General features: G+C 45.3%; 15 protein-coding genes. 2 read left to right on the top strand and 13 right to left on the bottom strand.

Annotation, left to right across the window (positions count from 1 at the left end; all coding sequences use genetic code 11):
- Positions 1-10 precede the first annotated feature (10 nt).
- The 4 genes from RYL27_RS01370 to RYL27_RS01355 all read right to left on the bottom strand — a co-directional run bounded on the left by RYL27_RS01370 (position 11) and on the right by RYL27_RS01355 (position 6,366).
- Complete coding sequence (locus tag RYL27_RS01370) at positions 11-1,213, bottom strand: TolC family protein (protein WP_314964704.1); 1,203 nt, start codon at positions 1,211-1,213, stop codon at positions 11-13.
- 259 nt (positions 1,214-1,472) lie between these two features.
- A complete protein-coding gene (locus RYL27_RS01365; protein ID WP_314964702.1) occupies positions 1,473-4,526 on the bottom strand; it encodes an efflux RND transporter permease subunit in 3,054 nt (1,017 codons plus the stop codon).
- 2 nt (positions 4,527-4,528) lie between these two features.
- A complete protein-coding gene (locus tag RYL27_RS01360) occupies positions 4,529-5,695 on the bottom strand; it encodes an efflux RND transporter periplasmic adaptor subunit (RefSeq protein ID WP_314964700.1) in 1,167 nt (388 codons plus the stop codon).
- Between the two features lie 2 nt (positions 5,696-5,697).
- Positions 5,698-6,366: a TetR/AcrR family transcriptional regulator gene (locus tag RYL27_RS01355; RefSeq protein ID WP_314964698.1), complete on the bottom strand. Its 669-nt coding sequence runs from the start codon at positions 6,364-6,366 to the stop codon at positions 5,698-5,700.
- Positions 6,367-6,633: 267 nt separating this feature from the next.
- On the opposite strand from RYL27_RS01355, the gene ispE reads away from it, so the two are divergent.
- Both ispE and RYL27_RS01345 read left to right on the top strand, forming a co-directional pair.
- Positions 6,634-7,539, top strand: coding sequence for a 4-(cytidine 5'-diphospho)-2-C-methyl-D-erythritol kinase (gene ispE, locus RYL27_RS01350; protein ID WP_314964696.1), 906 nt, complete (start codon positions 6,634-6,636; stop codon positions 7,537-7,539).
- On the top strand, positions 7,532-8,221 hold the full coding sequence (locus tag RYL27_RS01345; RefSeq protein WP_007157066.1) for a GntR family transcriptional regulator: 690 nt from the start codon (positions 7,532-7,534) through the stop codon (positions 8,219-8,221). The genes ispE and RYL27_RS01345 overlap by 8 nt, the downstream gene beginning before the upstream one ends.
- A 116-nt stretch (positions 8,222-8,337) precedes the next feature.
- Here the strand turns inward: RYL27_RS01345 and RYL27_RS01340 are convergent, their stop codons facing one another.
- The 9 genes from RYL27_RS01340 to RYL27_RS01300 all read right to left on the bottom strand — a co-directional run bounded on the left by RYL27_RS01340 (position 8,338) and on the right by RYL27_RS01300 (position 20,101).
- Positions 8,338-9,171, bottom strand: coding sequence for a Spy0128 family protein (locus tag RYL27_RS01340; RefSeq protein ID WP_314964694.1), 834 nt, complete (start codon positions 9,169-9,171; stop codon positions 8,338-8,340).
- 15 nt (positions 9,172-9,186) lie between these two features.
- Complete coding sequence (srtB, locus tag RYL27_RS01335) at positions 9,187-9,921, bottom strand: class B sortase (protein WP_314964692.1); 735 nt, start codon at positions 9,919-9,921, stop codon at positions 9,187-9,189.
- A 180-nt stretch (positions 9,922-10,101) separates the two neighbouring features.
- Positions 10,102-11,538, bottom strand: coding sequence for a DUF7601 domain-containing protein (locus RYL27_RS01330; protein ID WP_314964690.1), 1,437 nt, complete (start codon positions 11,536-11,538; stop codon positions 10,102-10,104).
- A gap of 700 nt (positions 11,539-12,238) precedes the next feature.
- Positions 12,239-14,374 (bottom strand): ATP-binding protein, encoded by a 2,136-nt coding sequence (locus RYL27_RS01325; RefSeq protein ID WP_314964688.1) that lies wholly within the window; start codon positions 14,372-14,374, stop codon positions 12,239-12,241.
- Complete coding sequence (locus RYL27_RS01320; RefSeq protein ID WP_314964686.1) at positions 14,371-15,594, bottom strand: metallophosphoesterase family protein; 1,224 nt, start codon at positions 15,592-15,594, stop codon at positions 14,371-14,373. Before RYL27_RS01320 ends, RYL27_RS01325 begins: the two co-directional genes overlap by 4 nt.
- 168 nt (positions 15,595-15,762) lie before the next feature.
- A complete protein-coding gene (hydF, locus tag RYL27_RS01315) occupies positions 15,763-17,037 on the bottom strand; it encodes a [FeFe] hydrogenase H-cluster maturation GTPase HydF (protein WP_314964684.1) in 1,275 nt (424 codons plus the stop codon).
- Positions 17,038-17,230: 193 nt separating this feature from the next.
- Positions 17,231-18,685 carry a [FeFe] hydrogenase H-cluster radical SAM maturase HydG gene (gene hydG, locus RYL27_RS01310; protein ID WP_314964682.1) on the bottom strand — a complete coding sequence of 485 codons (1,455 nt, stop codon included), beginning with the start codon at positions 18,683-18,685 and terminating at the stop codon, positions 17,231-17,233.
- A 110-nt stretch (positions 18,686-18,795) separates the two neighbouring features.
- Positions 18,796-19,863, bottom strand: a complete 1,068-nt coding sequence (hydE, locus tag RYL27_RS01305; protein WP_314964680.1) for a [FeFe] hydrogenase H-cluster radical SAM maturase HydE — start codon at positions 19,861-19,863, stop codon at positions 18,796-18,798.
- Positions 19,850-20,101 carry a TM1266 family iron-only hydrogenase system putative regulator gene (locus tag RYL27_RS01300; protein WP_007157078.1) on the bottom strand — a complete coding sequence of 84 codons (252 nt, stop codon included), beginning with the start codon at positions 20,099-20,101 and terminating at the stop codon, positions 19,850-19,852. Before RYL27_RS01300 ends, hydE begins: the two co-directional genes overlap by 14 nt.
- Positions 20,102-20,571 lie beyond the last annotated feature (470 nt).

The following is a 20,571-nucleotide window of genomic DNA, read 5'->3' as shown; positions in this document are numbered from 1 at the left end:
ATCCTTTCTCTTACTCTGCCGTCGCCAAACCATTCTTTCCGGCCTGATAATCCAAATATTCTTCATAAAGCTTCAAATCCGCCTGCTGCTTTTGAAGGCTTGCAGTATCGGAAGCATTTTTCGCCTTTTCAAAATCCACTCGGCTTACACTTCCCAGCTTATAGCCACGCTCTGCCTTTTGGTAAGCCTGCTGTGCGTTGGAAGCCTGCAGCTCCGCCTGTCTTTTTGCCTCCTCCGCCTGCTTTAAGCTTTGGTAGCGAGAAAGCATATCGGATTGAATCTTTTCCTTTGCTGCGGAAATGCTTCTTGTCAGGTTCTGTCGGTTGGCATCTCCTGTGGAAAGGTTTAGCTTTCTTTCTGAAATCCGAAGACTGTAGTTATTCTGTAAAGCCGTCTTACTGTCTTCCTCTAAATTCACTGCCGTAAGCTGCTCTGCACTAAGGCTTGGAATTACAGGCATCTCCGGAGTGTCACTAGCTTTCCAGCCCAGGTTCACCCGTAAAAGCTCCGTCATCTTATCAAAGGCGGAATTGTTCTTCGTAAGACTCAGATTCGCCTGGTCATAGGCCTCCTTAGCAGTCAGTACATCAATCTGGGTGGCCTTTCCGATAGCTTTCTTTCTCTCGGTGCTTTTCTGTGCACTTTTCGCATCTGCTAAAGATAAGGCATCGATTTGCTTTTGAAGACCGGTGCTTTCTCTGCTAATGAAGGACTTTCTAATGGTCTCAATAGTATTCTGCTCGGTTTGCTCCACGGAAAGCTTGGCAATCTCCCGGTCTGCGTTCTGTGCTACAGTATCTGCGGAAAAATTGCTGCTGTTGCTCTGATACTGCATTTCTGCCAGAGCCTCCGCCACACTGTTTCCGTCTGCTGCGGACAATGCCTTTTCATAGGCTTCTTCCACCTGATTTCTGGCATCCTCTACATTGACATTGTAGCTGCCCTTGCTGTCACTTTCCCGGAAGTTTCTCCAAAGACTGGATACGGTGGGGTTGTACTCGTGTACCAAGTCCCCGATTTCTTCCCAGGAAATCACATTGTCCCGAAGCTTTGCCCACTCCTCCTCGGAACGCTGCCGTTCAAAGGAAGTCTGCATCTGATCCACGGAAACATTATCGGAAAAGCCCGGTACCTTCTGCGCCATGGCAGGCATGGTAAAGGACAGACTCGCTAAAACAATTGCTATACTAATAGGATATCCCTTTTTTCTCATCTTCTTCTCCTTACAAAAAAGGCTCATATTCTCTAAGCATGGGGCTGTAAAGTACACTGTACTGCATAAGAGCTATAATGTATCCTTACAGCCCCTACTAAGAGAAAAGGAGTCTTCTCTACTATAACATAATATTCCTCGGAATTTCTTAACGAAAATCGTCAATCCTGTGAACTTTTGGTGTTCTTTTTCCTAAATAAGTTTCTACTATCCTGCCAAATATCGCCTTACGCTATGCACCAAAGCTGCACTGCCGGCTTTAAACTTTTATCATATGTTTTTTCCTGCCATAGATAATCATGTAGTACACCGGAAGTAGAAGCAATGCCAGCAAGGTGGACGCCACCAAGCCTCCTACATTTACCAAGGCCAGCCCCTGCATCAGGGCGCCATTATCACCAAAGCCCAAAGCCATGGGAATCATAGACAATACCGTAGTCAGGGTGGTCATCAAAATAGGACGAAGTCGGGTGGCACCGGACTCTGTCAAAGCTTTCTCCAAAGGCATTTCCTGACGGTACTGGTTTACCGTATCCACATAAAGGATTCCGTTGTTTACTACAGTTCCCACCAGCATCAAAAATCCCAAAAGGGAGGTCATGGACAGGGTGGCATCAAAGAGCCACAAGAGACCGAAGGAACCAATTAAGGAGAAGGGGATAGTGGTCATCACCATAAAGCTGAAGCGTGTAGACTCAAACTGGGCCGCCATGACTACAAAGACCAGAAAGACCGCAATAGCTATGGCACGGAACAGGTCCGCAAACTCTTCATTCATGCTTTGGGTTTGAGAATTGGCCACAACGGAAATATTTTCTCCTAAATTCTTACCCACCAATTCATCAATCTCTGCCTTGGTATTGCTGTTAGCACTATCCGTATAATTTGCCGTAATCGTCGCCTGATATTTTTTATCTTCTCGTTCAATGCTGGCCGGAGAATCCGCATACTTTACAGTAGCCAAACTTTCCAGGGAAACCTGCGCTCCTGTGGGTGTAGTAAAACGAATGGACTTCACTTTTTCCAAGCTATCGAATTGATCTTTGGGATAATTCACCCACACATCTACCTTTTGCCCCTCCACCGTCATTTTCATTGCTTTTTTTCCGGTAAGATCGGTATTTAAGGACTGGGCAATCTGGATAGGACTTAAGCCTTCCGCCGCCGCCTTAATGGGGTCTACCTTCACCTGCAAGAGGGGAGCTGCATTTTCCAGGCTGGAATGAATGCCGGTGAGGCTGCTCTGCTTTTGTAATAAAGAAAGAAGTTCATTACTCTTTCTTTGCAGTTCTTCCAAATCCGATCCCTGAATAATAATTTCATAGTTGTTGCCGAGGCTGTAATCTCCTCCGCTCATACTGGTATCACTTACGGACTTTATGCTTAAAACCTCTTGAGACCGGTTTTCCAAGGCCTTCTTCCATGCCTTTACCTTTTCCTTAGTTTTCATGGAACGATCCTTTTTCAGATATACCGTAATCGTAGGATCAGTGCTTCCTCCGTACAGAGCGGAAAGAGCGGATCCTCCCGCCGTTGCGGTATAACGGTCCGTATCCGGATCCTTCGCCACCAGCTCCTCCAGCTCTTTTATTACCCTTTCCTTTTCTTCTATGGAAAGACCGGGCTTTTGGGTAATGCCGATTTCAACGGTTCCGGTATCAATATCCGCCATCAGCTCTGTTCTGAGCTGTGTCGCCAGGAAGAGAGAAAGAACTAAAATACCGGCTGTAGCTACAAGCACTACTTTTTTATGTCGTAGAAATTTACTGATGGTGCTTCTATAGGCATCCTGTAAAAGCCGAACTCCACGATAAGCTACCGCCTTACTGTTCTCCTTAGGCTTATAAAGGGTAAAGCAAAGAGGCACAATGGTAACTGCGGAAATCAAAGAGGCCACCATACAGAAGACAATGGTAAAGCCAAGGGGCTTAAAGTACTGTCCGGAAATTCCCTGTAAAAAACCCAGGGGAAGGAATACTACACAGGTGGTAAGAGTACCTCCAAAAACTGAGGCTCCCACTACCCTGACAGAATCGATAGCAGCTTCCCTCAGACTTCTTTGCTGCTCTCCGTAATCGTCCATGGCACGGAAGCAGGCCTCCAATACTACGATGGAATTGTCCACCATCATACCCACGCCCAAAACCAGGGCGGAAAGGGTCAGCATATTCAGGCTATAGCCCATGGCTCCCATAAAGACGACTGCTCCCAGGATCGCCAAGGGAATGGAGGAACCTACGATTAGGGAGGCCTTTATATCTCCAAAGAAAAGGAAGATAATCAGCATAGAAATCACGACAGCCATAATCATGGTCTGAAATACGCTGGACAGGGAGCTCTTAATGCTATCCGCAGAGTCGGAAATCACATGAATTTCCAGATTGGGATTCTTCCCTTCCAATTTCTTGATTAAGGTGTTCACATCCTTACTCATGGCAATGTCCGACTTACTCTGTAGCTTATTTAAGCTTAAGGTAATGGTCTCTTCGCCGTTATATCGTCCTATACTGCTTTTATCCGACAGAGCGGAACCCACTGTAGCCAAATCCGAAAGGGTCAAAGTATTTCCTGTTCCGGTAGTAATAGGAAGCTTTCGTAATTCCTCAATGGTGGAATAGTCCTGAGCGGTACTGATGGATAATTCCTGATCTCCCACCTTTGTACTTCCTGCAGGATAGGTGAACTTTGCAGCCTGCATCATTCCCACCACCTGTTCCATGGTCAAATGATACTGTTGCAGTTTTTCCGGGGAAAGCTCCACTCTTACATAGCTTTCCTGTCCTCCGGAAAGAGAAAGGGAAGCCACGGTGGATAATTTTTCAAACTCCGGCCTAATGTTATTCTCTACATAATTATAAAGCTGACTCTCGTTTTTATTGTTGATGGAGAGAACCATTCCCGGTCTGGCATTAATATCCACTTCCATAATGCTGATATCCTTGGCGTCCTCCGGCAGAGAGGATTTAATGGCGTCCATCTTTTTCTTCAGACTGTCATAGGCCTTGGTCATGTTCGTACCGTAATTGTAACGAACAATAACCATGGAAAAGTTCTCATTGGACTGGGATCTGACCTGCTTTACATCGGAAAGCAGGGAAACCTCCTCCTCAACGGGCTTGGTGACAAGCTCGTCCACATCCTCCGGAGAGGCTCCGGGATAGGTGGTGGTCACGATGAGGTAGGGGAAGTTCATATTGGGGAGCAACTCCATTTTCATGGTGGTAAAGCTCATAAAACCGAAGAAAATGAGGGTGATTACCACAAGAAAGGTAGTAACCGGTCGTCTTAAGACGAATTTCGTCATGGAAAGCATCCTTAGCCCTCCTTTCCGGTTTCCGTAGCGGCAGAACTAACTGCCCCAGTACTGCTATCTGTTTCTCCTGCCGTCTTTCCATCAGAAGAAGACGCTGTTTCCGAGCTATTCAGTCTTACCTTTGCGCCGTCATACATCTCATTATTCCAGGAGCTGAGGATCAAATCCTTCTCCGTAAGCCCGGAAAGTATTTCCACCTTTTCCTCTCCCTGCAAGCCAAGCTCTACAAACTGCTTTTTAATGCTTCCATTCTCACCCTCTCCCTTTTCCAAAAGATAAACGTAGGGAGAACCGTTGTCATAGTAAATAACGGATAAAGGAAGAAGATTTACTTGTTTCCTACTATCCTTCGTTACCGTTAATTTCACCCGACTTCCCTCAGGAAGAGAGGAATTCTCTAAATTCGCTTTCACGTTGAAGAGGCCGGTCTGGGCATTCATCACCCCGGAAATCTCGGTAATGGAGCCGGTATATTGTTCCTGTCCCTTCTCCACCTTCACTTCCTGGCCTAAAGACAGGTTCTTCATCAGTTCCTCTGTTGCGGAAAAGACAAGCTGCTGTTTTCCATTCCCCATAAGACTGGCTATCTGAGTGCCCTGGGGAATCATGGCATCCTTCACCAAAATGCTGTTTTGCAAAACCCCGTCTGCAGGAGCGGTAATGGTGGCAAACTCCACCTGGGTATCATAGTTCAGCTTTGCCGCCTTTACCTGGGCTTCCGCAGCCTTTGCCTGGGCATCCGCCGATTCAAAATCCTGGGCGGAAATATCTCCGGAAGCTTGGAGGCTTGCCAAACGGTTTCTGGCGTCGCTTGCCGCCTTCGCCTGGGCCTCGGCCTGCTCCAAAGTATATTTTGCCGCATCAATCTGCTTTTGATTGTCTAAGCGGGCAATCTTATCCCCTTTTTTCAGCTCCGCACCATTTTCCGCATAGATTTCCAAGACCTCTCCGGAAACCTTGGAAGCCAAAGCATACTGCTCACTGGCCTCAATGGTACCCACCAAAGACTCTGTAATGGACAGGTCACCCTTTTCCACGGAAATACCGGTAGCCAAAGGAAGCTGCGTATGTTCCACTTCCTCTTTAGGCTTTAACACACGCCTTCCTACCAAAAATGCCACTCCTAAAAGGATAAGCAACACGATTACAATTTTTACCCCTTTTTTCATCTCTACTCTATTCCTCCTAACGCTTTCTCCAAAAGTTGAATCTGCTTTTGAAACACATAAAGAATCTTTTGCAGAAAAACTTCCCGCTCTTTCGTATCCTCCTCCGGCGATCCCTCTTTTCGCCCTTCTATGGAAAAGGCCTGTAAAAGGCTGAGGGAAGCCAGTGAAAATGCGGTTTGAATCCCGATGCCCTTTTCCTCCTCCGATAGTGTCTTCGGAAAATAATCTTTGGGTATCGCCTCTAAGACCACATCAATGTTGTCCCGTCTTCCCTGATCCATGTGGCTTCTCATACTGGCCAAGGAAAGATTTTTTAAAAATCCGGAGCGGTAAAACATGGCAAAGCTGTCCTGCACAATCTGTTTTTTTCGAACCTTCACGATTTCGATGACCCATTCCTGAATACTTTGAAAAAAATCCCCTTGATTTCGCTGCATGATTTCCATGAAATACCGCACCGCCTTATCCTCTTCCGCTTCAAAGAGGTGCACCAGTAAATCATCTTTATCCAGGAAGTAGGTATAAAAAGCCCCTCTGGAAATATCACTTTCTTGAATAATCCGATTAATGGATACTTTGTCATAATCATAGGAAGAAAATTCTTTTTTTGCCGCTTCCAAAATCCGTCTTCTCTTCTCTTCTTCCAGTTTTAGAAATCTCTGTGTGGGCATGCCCCCTCCTCCGCCAAAGTAGATGATAGTGACAAATCATCACTGTTTGTATCTCCTGTGTGGTGACATCACTATTAGTGTCTCCGGTGTAGTGACAAGTTGTCACCAGTTGCACCGACTCAGTATAGTGACAGCTTGTCACCATGTCAAGAAGTTTTTTATTTTTATCTACTTTAGTAACACAAAGGATTGCACTTGCAAAAATGCAATTTAACCTTTACAATAAAGTGGCGTTTGTATACAGGATTTTTTTAAGAAGGAAGAAGCATGGAAGAACAGCGAATTCAGGCTTACGGAAAGATTAATCTTTCCCTGGATGTGCGAAGAAAAAGACCGGATGGCTATCATGATGTGTGCATGGTCATGCATACCGTGAAGCTTTGCGATGAAATTTCTCTGAAAAGGGAGAAGACTCCCGGCATTCGCTTAAGCAGTAATTTGGACTTTCTCCCCACAGGAGAGGATAATCTGATGGTAAAGGCTGCAAAGCTTTTGGCTGACGAGTTCTCTATCCGGGAAGGCTTATCCTTTCACTTGGAAAAACGTATTCCGGTTTCCGGGGGAATGGCGGGAGGCTCCACAGATGCCGCCGCCGTGTTGCATTTAATGAATCGGGTATATGCTCTGGGTCTTAGTATAGAGGACCTGGAGAAAAGAGGCGTGAAGCTGGGGGCGGATGTTCCCTTCTGCTTACACAGGGGCTGTTATCTTTCGGAGGGTATAGGAGAAATTCTTACTCCCCTTCCCAACTTACCGGCTTGTATTCTTCTCTTGGCTAAACCGGCATTTTCCCTGTCTACAAAGGCTGTTTATGAAGCCCTGAACGTAAATGCCATTCCCAAAGAAGAACATCCGGATGTGGAAAAATTTCTGTATTTTCTGAAAAAAGGAAATTTATCGGAAATTACCCCTTTGATGGGAAATCTTCTGGAAAAAGTCAGCATTGCCATGCGACCGGAAATACAGCTTCTTAAGGAGCGGCTCCAATCCTACGGAGCGGAGGTGGCTTTAATGAGCGGTTCCGGCCCCACGGTTTTTGCCCTCTTTCCTTTGGAGCATAAAGCTTGGGCGGAAAAAGCCTATCAAGCACTTCGCTATGGCGAGGATCAACATTTAGCACAACAGGTATATCTTACAGAACCATGGGCAGAAGAAGGAGGAACAGATGAGTAGTGATTTTACCATTAATATGAACGAGTATCTTCCCCTACGGGATTTGGTGTTCAATACCCTGAGACAGGCGATTTTAAAGGGAGAACTGAAGCCCGGCGAACGACTCATGGAGATTCAGCTGGCAGAAAAGCTGGGAGTTTCCAGAACGCCCATTCGTGAGGCAATCCGAAAGCTGGAGCTGGAAGGTTTGGTTCTGATGATTCCCAGACGAGGGGCAGAGGTGGCAAAGATTTCCCATAAGTCTTTACAGGATGTGCTGGAGGTTCGGGGTGCTTTGGAAGAGCTGGCTACAGACCTGGCCTGCCAGAGAATCGACGAGGAGCAACTGGCTGCCTTACATGAGGCGGAGGATCGTTTTAAGAAGGCCGTAGCCACCGGTACGGAAATGGAGATTGCGGAGGCGGATGAGGCCTACCACGACATCATTTACAATGCCACCGGCAATAAGCGTTTGATTCAAATGATTAACAATCTTCGGGAGCAGATGTACCGCTATCGTTTAGAGTACATCAAGGATGAAGCCCAGAGGGGAACACTGATTAACGAGCACGAGAAGATCTTGGAGGCCATCCGGATTCGAGACATTATTCGTGCAAAGGCTCTGATGAAGGAGCATATCGATAATCAGGAAATGACGGTTTCCAAAAATCTGAATGAGCAGGAAGAAGCCGGAAAGAAATAGATAAAAAAACACCTTGGAAAGAGCCCCCTTACGCCTTTCGGCAAGCTCTTTTCTAAGGTGTTTTTCTTTAACCTTCCCCGTTCTTTCTCTCCTAAACCAAGAAAGGGAAAGGCTCTTTACTCTTCTGTTTCGGGATTTTCATCATCCTCACTACGCTTCTTCACCTGGTAGCTCCAAAAACCGAAGCTTCCCATGGCCAGCAGGGCTGATAGTCCATAGAATACCATATCACTGTCATCTCCTGTGGCAATCTTTCTGGCCACACCCAATACAGCAGGTACCTGACTGATGATTCCCTCGATGGGTTTTAGGATTTCTCTGCCCACTCCCAAAACACCGGGATTCTTGGGCGGACTACCGGGAGGATTTTCATTTCCTCCTTTCGGCCCAGGTCCGGGAGCCGGCGTGGAGGGGTCTCGGTAGTAGCTGTTTTTAAACAAAAGCTCACCGGACTTATCCTCTTCTCCTTCTTTCTCCGCAAGGACAACGGCATAAAGATAAGGAGATACTTCATTTCCATTGTAGTCCTTGTTCTTACTGTGTACTTCAATCACAACGGAATATACCGTGGTGTCATAGGTAAAGCCTTCATGATTTCGCTGTTCCTGACGAACACGATAATGATACTCACCCTCACTTAAAAACTGCATCTTTCCAAAGCTGAACTGCTCTTCCCCGGAGTCCATGTGGAGATCCATAATGTAGGGGTTTGGTAGCGGCGCATTGGGGCTTTCCACAGCTCTTTCTATATAGACGCGAAAATCTGACTGGGGAACCTCTTCTCCTGAAACAGAGATGGCAAAGGGAATCTGCACTTCTGCAGGCTTCTCCAAGCCGAAATTTTTCTTCTGTTCACTGGCACTGGAGACCAGTACCGTGGACTTCCCCGTCCCCATTAAGAGGAGGGCACATAGTCCCGCTAAGATTTTTTGACATTTTTTTCGAAACAAATTCCCTCACCCCCCTTATGGGTTTATTCTGGCAAAGACAATCATCCTACCGTTGGTGGATGCGGATACACAGGTGGATAAGCTGATTACCTGATCCGTGTCTTTCATTCCAATATCTCTATACTGCTGTGCATTATTTTTGATGTAATCCAGAAACTCCTGCATATTCCCCTGTTTATCCATAACATTATAGATATAGGGGTCATAGGCATCTCCCTCCATACAGGCAAAAACCTCTAACTGCCTTGCCTTTCCGGGCAAATACAAAGTTCCCGTCTTATGTTCTTCAAAATAACTGTTATCGATGAACTCCATCACATCTCCGTACATTCCGCCATTGTCCATATGATGTCCATAGGTCAGAATATAGGGGTCGGAAAAATCCGACGCATTGTGATAGCTCATAAAAATGGATCCGGATAGGGAAAAGTTTCCCTCCACATCCTTATTGACGTATTCCATATCATCCTTTCCCTGTACCATAGGGTAGTCGATATTGGTTCCGTCCAGGGTAATCCAAGCTCTGGTATCTTTGTTTAAGGCTAAGAGTTCCTCAAAGCTTAGACTGCCATCCTCACTTACTACTGGTTTTAAGGACATTAAGTCATTATTTAAAAATCCTTCTTGCATGGTCATATAGGTGTACCAAAGGGAAAATCCCCCGTAGCTCATGAGTAGAATCATTAGAATGGCAGCTAAGATGGTAATCATGCGATCTCCCAGCCTTGCCGCGCTCACCGCAATGTTCATATTTGCCTCTCTACTCTTGTATCCCGGGATACATGCAATACTTTTGTTCCCGAAAATCTCGCATCTATCCGGGATTACCGGGATGGATTAGGGAAAAGGGGATGGGGAAGAATCCGGGAAAAGAAAAACCTCATAGCTTTCCTTTTCCCGCTTCCTCTATCCTAAGAAGGGATAGACGACTTATTCCTCTTCCTTCTTCCGGTTAAAGAACATGAAGCCCATGCTTCCTGCCACTGCTAACATCATGGCATAAGGAGCCACAGTCAGTACTACACCGGTTGGTGTGATTTCATCAATATGGTTGTGATAAGCCACATGGCTGTCCTTCTGTACTAAGCTCTTATCTCCTCCTCTTTCTGTGGAGCTTGCTGCAGGAGCCACTGTTTCAGTGGTTACCGCCGCAGTATCCGGAACCGGATTTGCCACATCCTCGGAGAAGCGCACATCAGACTTAATGGTTAAAGCAGTATTGTTGGTCTCCTTTACATTATAGGTAGTGGTTTTTGGCAAACCGATGATTTCCAAAGATTGTCCGTCCTTCAGCTTTGCGCCTAATCCGGGGATTTCACTGGCCTTCTTAACGGTATAAGCAGTTGCTCCCGGCATCTTTACCTTAACCTGCAAATCCGCGTTGTCAAAGTTGACTGCTCCTGCTTTGTTATGAAAAAGGTTGACTGTGAAGGGAAAGAGATTATCCTTATTGATCATTCCGCTAATCTTCTTATCCACCTTCAGCTTTCTCGGAGTATAACGGGTATATCCCTGAGGAGTATCTCTCTTGCCCGTTTTATTGCCATCTCCGTCAAAACCGCTGTTCTTGTCTCCGGTATGCTTATTTCCTGTTGCATTGTTGGCAAGCAGAGTATCTCCACTGTGGAGAACATAGCCGTAGATTTCTCTTTCACCGGTAGCACTACCTTCCTTCAAACGTACATATACATCCAGGAAACGCTGAGTCTGGTAGGGTTTTTCCACACCATCCACGTTAACCTTCATAGCCTCCACGTCTCCGCTGTTTGCTCCTGTTGCAGGATTTTCTGTAACTACGAAGCGATATACTCCGGGAGTAGCAAAGGCAGAAGGCTTAAAGGTGATTTTTACTCCGTCTTTAAAATCCTTTAATGTACTTCCTTCCGTGCCGGCAAGGTTAAAGCTGTTGGCCTTAAATTCCGCCTTTAAATCACTGTTTCCCGTATCAATCTGGGAATCCTGTCCGGCTAAAACAATCATTTCCTGATTATTTTTATCTACAATTTTTGTTTTACCTACCTCAAATGCTGCTGATTCGGAAGCTCCGCCGACATTAATCTTCTGGTTGTTTGTGACTCCTGCAACGCCGTATGTCCATACCACATCCGGCTGGTCTACCATTTCATTGTTGTCCGTTTCAACACGGATTACCTTATCAAAGGAAACGGAATTCCCTAAAGTCTCTAACTTTCCAGCGGCATTTGCACTTACACCTACGTTAGCTTCATCCTTTCCATAATATACATTTAAGTTCGGATCAGTCTTGTTGACATTGGTGCTGGATGCGAATACCGGTGCGGCGGTGGAAAGTACCATCATTCCGCTTAATGCCAATGTTGCTAATCTGTTCATGTTCTTCTTCATCATTAATTATCCCTCACTTTGCGTTCTTTATAAAAAATGTCTATGCAGACAATTTTTTTCATACTCTTTTTGTTTTCGTTTGCTTTCGTTTATTTTCTTACTAAGAAGAAATTCTTCTCTTCCTCCTTAGAAAAAGGAGCTATGCTTTTATAAAGTTTTAAGGGGACGGGGGAATCTCACCACGGGCTCTTCTTTTTCTCAGCGCCCTCGGTTCAGGCATAAATAGTGCTGAACTCTCTTTGCCGTATATTCTGTGCTCCCACGGGTGTTCCCCGGTCCTCTTACCGTATTTTCGAAAGAGTAGAGTGTATTGCAGCTACCCTCTTAAGCTCTTCCCGCCGGCGGTGCTTTGCCGCCTTTCTCTCCCCTCTTCGGGGGCTTTTCTCTGATTCCTCTATTTCTTATCTTCCTCATTTTTATAGCTCCTTTTTTTCTTAAATTATTTTGCTATGTATGTATATCGCGTTATTTTTTTAATATATAAGCAAAAAATCAAAAAATATTCTACTTTTGCAAAATAATTTTTCTTTATAAGTTTTTTGCTCCAAAAGACCGATAAAAGCACGAAAAAAGCCGCTATCTCTCGATAACGGCTTTTGTTAATAGCTTTCGGTAATTCCTTATATTCATAGAATATGATAGGGAGGAAACTTTTGGAATGATGATGGGGAAGGATAATGGAGAGCTTCCCGGCATATCTATCTTAATCCCTAATCTTTCGTTCCTCACTACAGGTAAAGTAAAAAATCTGACGACTCTTGGCAAGCTCCTCCAGCAAAGCTCTTGCTCTTGCTCCGTTTTTCTCATCCAAATGACTGAAGGGATCATCCAGTAATAAGAAGGCTTTCTCCTCTTGAAACATGGCATCAAAGATGGCCAGTTTTTGACAGAAACGGCAAAGATCCTGCAAACCCTCACTTAGATAGCCCTGCTCCCGGCTTAATCCTCTGTCCACAAAGCTAAGCTCCAGGTCCTCACTCATCTGGAATTGTAGCGGCTCTGTGCAGATGCTCTGAAAATACTTCTGAAAAGCTTCCAGAATAGGCTCCTTATATTGTAGGGCAAAACGCTCCTTGGCCATTTCCAGATAGGCTTTTGTTTTTTGCAAAAGATTGTAACGCTTTTCCAAGGCCTCCCGCTCTTCTTTTTTCTGTTCCAGAAGTCTTTCCTGTTCTTCCAAGAACTCCAAATCCCGAACCTTCGCTTCTCTTTCCGCCCGTTTCTTCCGAATCTCTTCCCTTCTTTCTTCTTCCTCTTTTCGGAACTCTTCCAGCTTTCTCCTACTCTCCTCTAAGGAAGGGCCTTCCTCCCATTCCTTCTGTTTCTCTTCCAATAAAGAAAAGGCCTGCTCTCCTCCTTCCTCTTCCACGAAGCGAAGGAACGCTTCTTTTCGACCTGCTGCTTCCATTTCTAAATCCTGCATATCTTCCAGCTTATGAAAACGGGAAAGAAGCTCTTCCAAGGAGGCAAAGCGTATTGCCTGTTGCTTTCTTTGTCTGGCCTCTTCCTCTTCCTGCTTTTCTTTCCATGTCCGCTTTTTCTGTTCTCCACTCCACCAAAGGAAGAAGCAAAGACTAAGGGAAAGGATCCCCAGTAATAGGAATAGGGCTGAGGGAAGTCCCAATGGCATACCGAAAAGCTTTCCGAAGAAAAGAAGAACAAAGACTAGTCCCAGTCCTGCCAAAGCGAAAAGCACTACAGGAGAAGTACCATACTGTCCCATTTCCTTTGTCCCATTCCCAAAGGTCTCGTTCTTCGAAGTATCTTTCTTTGCACGACTGGCACCGGGAACACTTGCTTCTTCAAGGGGCAGCACTATTCCCCCTTCTGTTCCGGCCTCAACACCGATATTCTCTACACCGTTATTCTCCCCGCCGGCTTCCGATACTTTTTCGATTTCCTTCTTAATAGAACGAATCTGTTCCTGAAGGGACTGCATTTCCTCCTTCCAAAGGAGTGCTTTCTTCTCCTCGGGAATCTCGGAAAAACGCTCCTGATAGTACCACTTTAAAGCATTTTCATAACGATACTCCGCCTTTTCCCGTTCTTCCTTCTTCTGGGCATAAGACATCCACTTCCCCAAAGAATCTTTTTCCGAAATCCTTTGGCTAAGCTCCTCCTCCAGAGCCTTTCCCTCTTCCTTCCGCCTGGCTTCCTTTTCTGTAAGAGCAAGCACTTCCTTCTCTATAGAAAGAACTGCATTTTCCAAAGCCTCCTTGCCGTAAAGACCGGAGGACAATTCCTCCTCCTGCATCTTTAATTTGAAAATGTTTCCGGTTCGACGGTTAGGAGATAGGGCATTGATGCCATCCTTAAGAATCGTCTGCACCTGCTGGAACTTCTTCATATCCTCCTGATCCTCCGCCACATTGCCAAGCTTGGCATGCATACGAGAGTTCATGGAAAAATGAAGATCCTCATGGCTAATCATGCAAACTCTTTGGAAAGACTCTGCGTCCAAAGAAAAAAGCTCTTCTCCGATATTTTCCGAATAATCCTTGGATTCCTTTCCGCTATCCTCATCAAAAAGTCGGAAGCTGTCCTCAGACTTCTTTAGCCCGAAGCTTCTTTCCAAGCGATAACGCTTCTCCCCGATACGGAAAATGATCCGTCCTCCAAAGGATGCTCCTTGGAAGGGCATGTAATGCTTTCGCTCATTTTCCTCCAAGTCCTGTTTTCTATCTCCGGAAACCCCATAGAACATCAGCTTAAAAAAGTAGATAAAGCTGGTTTTTCCATAGCCGTTGTCCCAGAGGAAGCTGTTCTTTCCGGGAGAAAAGGAAAAATCCGCATCCTTCCATTTTCCGAATTGGGCAATGTGGCATGCTTCTATAATCATAGTTCTCCTCCCTGCAAAAGCCCCATTCCTAAGGCAATGATTTCTTCCTGCTCTTCCTTGGAAAGATTATCCGCAGCGGCCAGCACCCGCAGAAACTCCCCCTTCAGGCTCTTCTCCTTCATGGCTTCTTCCCGATTCCAGCTAAGCTCGCTCTCATCCTGTATTTCCAGGAAAAATACGCTGTCCTGAAGCTGTAATTGCAGGTAACGAAGATTTCTTTCCTGCTCCAAGCCCTTTTTTCCTTTTAAAATAATGCGAAGGCTGTCCTCTTTGGAAATGCCGGCCTTCTCCATTTCATCTTCTATCTTTTTCAGGCAGGCTAAAGTACCCTCATCTTCCAAAAGCTCAATCTCCAAAATCCGAAACTCCCCCTGCTTAATGGGAATAAATTCCTTGTGAATTTCCTTCTTCTCTTCTTCGACCTTCAGATACAGAAATCCCCTTTCTCCTTCCTCATCGAAGCCTCTTCCTTGCAGGCAACCGGGATAGGCCCAAAGAGCCCCATTATTTAACTTCCCTTCGCCCCCCTTATGGATGTGACCAAGGGCAATATAGGATAGGGGAAGCTTTTCCAGGTTTTTCAGGAAAATGCCTTCCTCCCCCTGAAAGCTATCCCCCTTGGGTGTTCCCTGATACAGGGCACCATGAAGCAGGAGGATATTGCAGTCCTCTTCTTTCAGCTTTAGGAACTTGGATTCTTCTTCCGACTCAGTTTCGTTTTTGCTTAGCGCTTCCGCTCCATGTACGGTTTCCTGCCCTACGCCTTGTTCGGCAGCTTGTCCGGCTCCCTGTGTAGCCCCTTCATTTTCTCCAAAGGAAATATCCTTGGTGCCGTATTCCACCCCTGCCAAAAGTAATCTGTCGTTTAAACGGTATTTCTTCCCTTTATCCGAAAAGAGAAAGAGATTCTTCGGCAGATTTTCCTGATAACGGAAGGTATTTTCCGTATCATGGTTTCCTCTTAAATAGAAGAAGGAAATCTCCGGGTGCTCCGCAATAGTGGATAGAAAGAAGTCCATGGTTCCATGAGAAACCACCGGACTGTCAAAAAGGTCACCGGCAATCAAGATTCCCTGTACCTTTTTCTCCACAGCAAAGGACAGCAGCTCCTTCCAAGCCATAAGCTGCTTTTGTCTCCTATTTTCCGCCTCTTCCTTGGTAAAGCGGGAGCGAAATGCACTGTCCAAATGCAAATCTGCGGTATGAATGAGTTTAACCATAGGGGAATTCCTTCTTTCTTAAGTACTGCAATGCATCGATTACCGGTACGAAGCTTATCGTTTATTTCTCTATTGACTTCTTTAGTAACTTCTTTAGTAATTTCTTTATTGATTTCTTTATTGATTTCTTTATTGATTTCTTTATTAATCTACTCGTTATGCATTCTATTATAGCATCTCAATGGAGCGTTCCAAAATACCCGTCATCTTTGCCATAGCCAGTCCGTAATTACAAATGGGAATCTTCTTTCGAAGAAAGTCCTGATAACGACTCTCCACTTCTTTTTCACTAAGCATGCAGGCGCCGCAGTGAATCATTATCTTCACCCGCTTCTGTTCCTCCTCCGGCAAAAATCCCTTTCCCTCCGAGTACATAAACTGAAGCTTCTTTCCGGTATATTTTTCCAGCATCCGTGGAAGCTTTACCGTACCGATGTCTCCGCACTGCCGATGATGGCTACAGCCCTCTGCAATATAAACCCTGTCTCCATCCTCCAAGGTGGAAAGCACGGCACAGCCCTCCAGGGCATAGCTTAGAAATCCCTTGTATCTTGCCATCAGAATGGAAAAGGAGGTCAATGGCATGGTCTTAGGAAGAATTTGATTCACCTTGGAAAATGCCTGAGAATCCGTAACTACCAGCTTGATTTTATCTCCCAAATTTTCCAGAGTCTTCGGAAGCTCCTCCACCTGGCAGACCAGAGGGATTCCATTATAATCTAAAATGTCTCGAATCGCCATTTGTTGCGGTAAAATCAGTCTTCCTTTCGGAGCGGATTCATCAATAGGGGTCACCAGTACCACAAAATCTCCCGGCTCCACCAGACCGTGGAAGAGTCGTTTTTTCTCTTCCTGTAGACTTGCTAAGGGCGCAAAGGCATTCTTTACTGCTTCTACTCCCTCCTTGGTTTCGGAAGATACTAAAAATATCCCCTGAAAAGGCAGATCCTTTTTCCGGGAAATCCGGTCCTCTATCCACTCCTCTATCCGCCCTCTTTCTTCGGAAGAAAGTTTATCCGCCTGGCTTAATAAGAGGAATGCAGGAATTTTATTTTCCTGAAAAAGTCTAAGGTAGGAGGCCTCTTTCTCCGGCAAGAAAAGGCCTTCACCCTGCTCCTCTTTCCTTGCAGACAAAAAGTCCTTGGCAGGAAGAAATAAAAGGGCAATATCCGTTTCCCGAAGCACCTCTTTGGTTCTTTCCACCCTCATGCTTCCCAGCTCCCCTTCATCATCAAAGCCCGGGGTGTCAATCAAAAGTACCGGTCCCAAGGGCAAAATCTCCATGGATTTCCGCACCGGATCTGTCGTGGTTCCTAAGATTTCCGAAGTAAGGGACAGCTTCTGTCCGGCAATGGCATTAAAAAAACTGGATTTTCCCGCATTTCTCCTCCCGAAAAATGCGATGTGGATCCGCTCCCCCTGAGGGGTGTCCTGTAGACTCATCTTTTTCTCCTGTTATAAAAAGTCTTGGCTATAGCCCTACGCGCTGAAGGAACTTCCTCTACGTACAGACTGTAAAAAATCAAAAAAATTTTCTAATCAATAAAGGTCTGAAGTTGGGGCACGTTCAGACTTCCCTGCATTCAGACCTTTATTGCCGAAGCTACTCCTAAATTATCTATAGCCTGTAATTTCTTTAGAAATAAAAGTCCCTCTTATTGGACTCGTAAATATTACTGATGTGATCCTTGGCAATGTCCCGTCGTTTTTCATTGGGGATGGTAAGGAGCTCTTTCTCGATTAAGTCTTCTCCGCACTTCTTGGTACCCTCACTGGCATAGTCGGTGAGGAACTCCGCCAAGGTCATTAAGGCATTGGGATGACAACAGTTTTGAATCTGTCCGGATTTACACAGCGCCATAAAGCGATCTCCGGTTCTTCCCTCCCGATAACAAGCAGTACAGAAGGAAGGCAGATAACCAAGATCCATCAGCCATTTTACCACCTCATCCAGGCTTCTCTGGTCGGAAACATCGAACTGCTCCGTATCATGGGGACGCTCCTCTTCGGAATAACCGCCTACAGAGGTTCTGGATGCTCCGGAAATCTGAGAAATACCGATGGATAAAGCCCTTCCTCTAACCGCTTCGGACTCTCTGGTAGAAATAATCATACCGGTATAGGGCACGGCAATCCGAATGCAGGCAATAATTTTTTCAAAAATCTCATCATCAATACCATTGTCAAACTGGCTGGGATCAATATCGGAGGCCCTTTTCAATCTGGGCACGGAAATGGTATGAGGCCCAACACCATGAACTGCCTCCAAATGCTCTGCATGCATCAGAAGCCCTGCAAACTCATAGCGGTACTTGTCCAAACCGAAGAGTACGCCAATACCTACGTCATCAATACCGCCCTCCATGGCTCTGTCCATAGCTTCCGTATGATAACGATAATCATGCTTCGGTCCGGTAGGGTGAAGCTGTTCATAGCTTTCCTTATGGTAGGTTTCCTGGAACAAGATATAGGTACCGATACCGGCTTCTTTAAGCTTTCGATAATTTTCCACGGTGGTTGCCGCAATGTTCACATTGACACGGCGAATGTCTCCATTTTTATGATGGATACTGTAAATGGTTTTAATACTCTCCAAAATATACTCAATGGGGTTATGAACAGGATCCTCTCCCGCCTCTAAAGCCAGACGCTTGTGTCCCATATCCTGAAGGGCAATGACCTCTTTACGAATCTCCTCCTGGCTTAGTTTTCTTCTGGCAATGTCCTTGTTCTTCGCATGATAAGGACAGTAAACACAACCGTTTACGCAGTAATTGGAAAGGTATAATGGCGCAAAAAGCACGATACGATTCCCATAAAAGGCCAGCTTAATCTCCTCCGCCAGTTTAAACATTTTCTCGTTTAAATCCGGTAATTCGCAAGCCAATAAAACGGAGGCCTCCCGATGGCTCAAACCATCACAATGGACTCTGCCCTTCTCATCATATACCGGCTTTGCCTTTTCCAAGATTGACTCTATATAAGCCCGGTCATTCTTATGCTCATCGGCAAACGCCAAAGTTTCCAGGATTTCTTCATGGGAAATAAATTCTTCTGCTTTAGTTGATTTTGGATTATAGATTGTACTCATAATACTCCCTTCTTCCGGTTCGACTTCCTTTTTAGAAAAATGTGTTTACGTTCCGTTCAGATTGGAAGGCATAAATGCTTTCACCTGATTAATAGACTATTTGATTTTTCTTATGCTTCTACTTTTGCTTTCTTTGCATCTCCTCTATCCACCAGAAGCTTGGCGCCTACAGACTCCATCCTTCGACTTAAGCAGGCACGACACTGAGCCGCCTCATCTCCGGTACAGATTTTGTTGTCATAGAGAAGATATTTTTTTCGCACTGCCGTGGGAGACAGATTGGGCATCAGAACATTTGCCCCTGCTAAAATCCCCAGTTCTCTTCCTCGTTTATCGATGGTTCCCAGAGCTGTGGTGGCGGGAATCAAGAGATTCGGTTGAATCAAACGTAGCATGGATAGGAGAAAGAGGGTGTCCTCCAAACTGCCCTGCTTTTCCTTTGCGAAAATGGTGCTGTGCTGGGGAATGAATGGGCCAATCCCGCACATATCCGGTTTGAATTCCTGTATAAAGTACAGGTCCTTCGCCAAACTTTTACTGCTCTGTCCCGGAGAACCTACCATGAAACCGCAGCCCACCTGAAAGCCGATGTCCTTTAGGTCCTGAAGACAACGCATCCTGTTTTGAAAGGATAATTCCTTAGGGTGAAGCTTCTGATAATGAGCTTCATCCGCAGTTTCATGCCGAAGAAGATAGCGGTCTGCTCCTGCTTGAAAATATTTTTCATAGGATTCTTTAGATTTTTCTCCAATGGAAAGGGTGACGGCGCAATCCGGAAATTCTTCTTTGATTGCCTTTACAATCTCTACGATCCGCTCATCCGTAAAGTAAGGATCCTCGCCTCCCTGTAAAACAAAGGTACGAAATCCCAGTTGATGCCCTTCCCGGCAACAGTCCAAGATTTCCTCCTTCGTCAGACGATAGCGCTCCACCTCTTGATTTTCCCTCTGAATCCCGCAGTAGTGACAGCCGTTCTTGCAATAATTGGTGAACTCGATTAATCCTCTGGTATACACTCCATTGCCGTAATATTCTTCGGTACAGTCCTTCGCCAGGTTCTTCGCCAGCTCCTCATCCTCTTTCGTCCTATTCGAAAGAATCAGCTCATATTCTTCCAAAGACAAATGATGGGTTTTTTGCAGCTGACGAAGCAAATCCGCTACTTTACTTGCTGGCATAGGCAGTTTTTACACTGATTTCCGGGATGTTCCCAATCTTTCCCGCCAAAGCGGAAATCGTGTCGTTGGGGGCATCCAGAGCGATGGATACAATGTTTACTCCCTTCTTCTCATAGGGTAATCCCATTCTCCCTACGATATAGTCCCCATATTCATGAAGAAGATGATTCAGCGTATCCACGGACTCACGATTCTCAACAATAATCGCCATTACCGCAATTCTGCTTTCCTGTTCCATAATTGAACCTCCTTTAGATATAGTTCTGTTTGATTATTTTATCATAATGCCAGGGGAGAGGCTATAGGGGAGTTTATTTTTGGAGAATATGTTAATGATAAAAAATAATAATCATACCATTACTTAAATTAAGGATAAAATTTATGTTTTTTATGATATGATATATTATGCTACCACCCCTAAACGGGTACGGAAAGGGGGTGTGCTACATGGGGATATTTTTGTCTTTTTTAATCTCTGTTTTGGCGGGTATTGTTTGCCACTTTATCTGCAAATGGTTGGACGGAGATCAGTAAGCGGTAGTCAACCTAAGGTCTAATCCACCTTGCCACAACGGAAAAAAATCCCCCAGGAGTTGCCGCTCCTGGGGGATTTGCGTACTACATGAGTACTTCTGTCTTTTTTACGTTTCTAAGTATAGCATAAGCAGACAAAAAATCAAGAAATGGTGTAATGAAATAATGTAGCGT

The organism is Oribacterium sinus (genome assembly GCF_963537195.1).
In the GTDB taxonomy this organism is placed as follows: Bacteria; Bacillota; Clostridia; order Lachnospirales; family Lachnospiraceae; genus Oribacterium; species Oribacterium sinus_A.
Note: the sequence above shows the minus strand (reverse complement) of the source record. Positions and strands in the feature narration are given on the sequence as shown.

What these genes read in the sequence shown, in the direction of transcription:
- RYL27_RS01370 (WP_314964704.1), bottom strand. Translation starts at nt 1,213, where the DNA reads ATGAGAAAAAAGGGATATCCTATTAGTATAGCAATTGTTTTAGCGAGT.
- RYL27_RS01365 (WP_314964702.1), bottom strand. Translation starts at nt 4,526, where the DNA reads ATGCTTTCCATGACGAAATTCGTCTTAAGACGACCGGTTACTACCTTT.
- RYL27_RS01360 (WP_314964700.1), bottom strand. Translation starts at nt 5,695, where the DNA reads ATGAAAAAAGGGGTAAAAATTGTAATCGTGTTGCTTATCCTTTTAGGA.
- RYL27_RS01355 (WP_314964698.1), bottom strand. Translation starts at nt 6,366, where the DNA reads ATGCCCACACAGAGATTTCTAAAACTGGAAGAAGAGAAGAGAAGACGG.
- ispE (WP_314964696.1), top strand. Translation starts at nt 6,634, where the DNA reads ATGGAAGAACAGCGAATTCAGGCTTACGGAAAGATTAATCTTTCCCTG.
- RYL27_RS01345 (WP_007157066.1), top strand. Translation starts at nt 7,532, where the DNA reads ATGAGTAGTGATTTTACCATTAATATGAACGAGTATCTTCCCCTACGG.
- srtB (WP_314964692.1), bottom strand. Translation starts at nt 9,921, where the DNA reads ATGAACATTGCGGTGAGCGCGGCAAGGCTGGGAGATCGCATGATTACC.
- RYL27_RS01330 (WP_314964690.1), bottom strand. Translation starts at nt 11,538, where the DNA reads ATGATGAAGAAGAACATGAACAGATTAGCAACATTGGCATTAAGCGGA.
- RYL27_RS01325 (WP_314964688.1), bottom strand. Translation starts at nt 14,374, where the DNA reads ATGATTATAGAAGCATGCCACATTGCCCAATTCGGAAAATGGAAGGAT.
- RYL27_RS01320 (WP_314964686.1), bottom strand. Translation starts at nt 15,594, where the DNA reads ATGGTTAAACTCATTCATACCGCAGATTTGCATTTGGACAGTGCATTT.
- hydF (WP_314964684.1), bottom strand. Translation starts at nt 17,037, where the DNA reads ATGAGTCTACAGGACACCCCTCAGGGGGAGCGGATCCACATCGCATTT.
- hydG (WP_314964682.1), bottom strand. Translation starts at nt 18,685, where the DNA reads ATGAGTACAATCTATAATCCAAAATCAACTAAAGCAGAAGAATTTATT.
- hydE (WP_314964680.1), bottom strand. Translation starts at nt 19,863, where the DNA reads ATGCCAGCAAGTAAAGTAGCGGATTTGCTTCGTCAGCTGCAAAAAACC.
- RYL27_RS01300 (WP_007157078.1), bottom strand. Translation starts at nt 20,101, where the DNA reads ATGGAACAGGAAAGCAGAATTGCGGTAATGGCGATTATTGTTGAGAAT.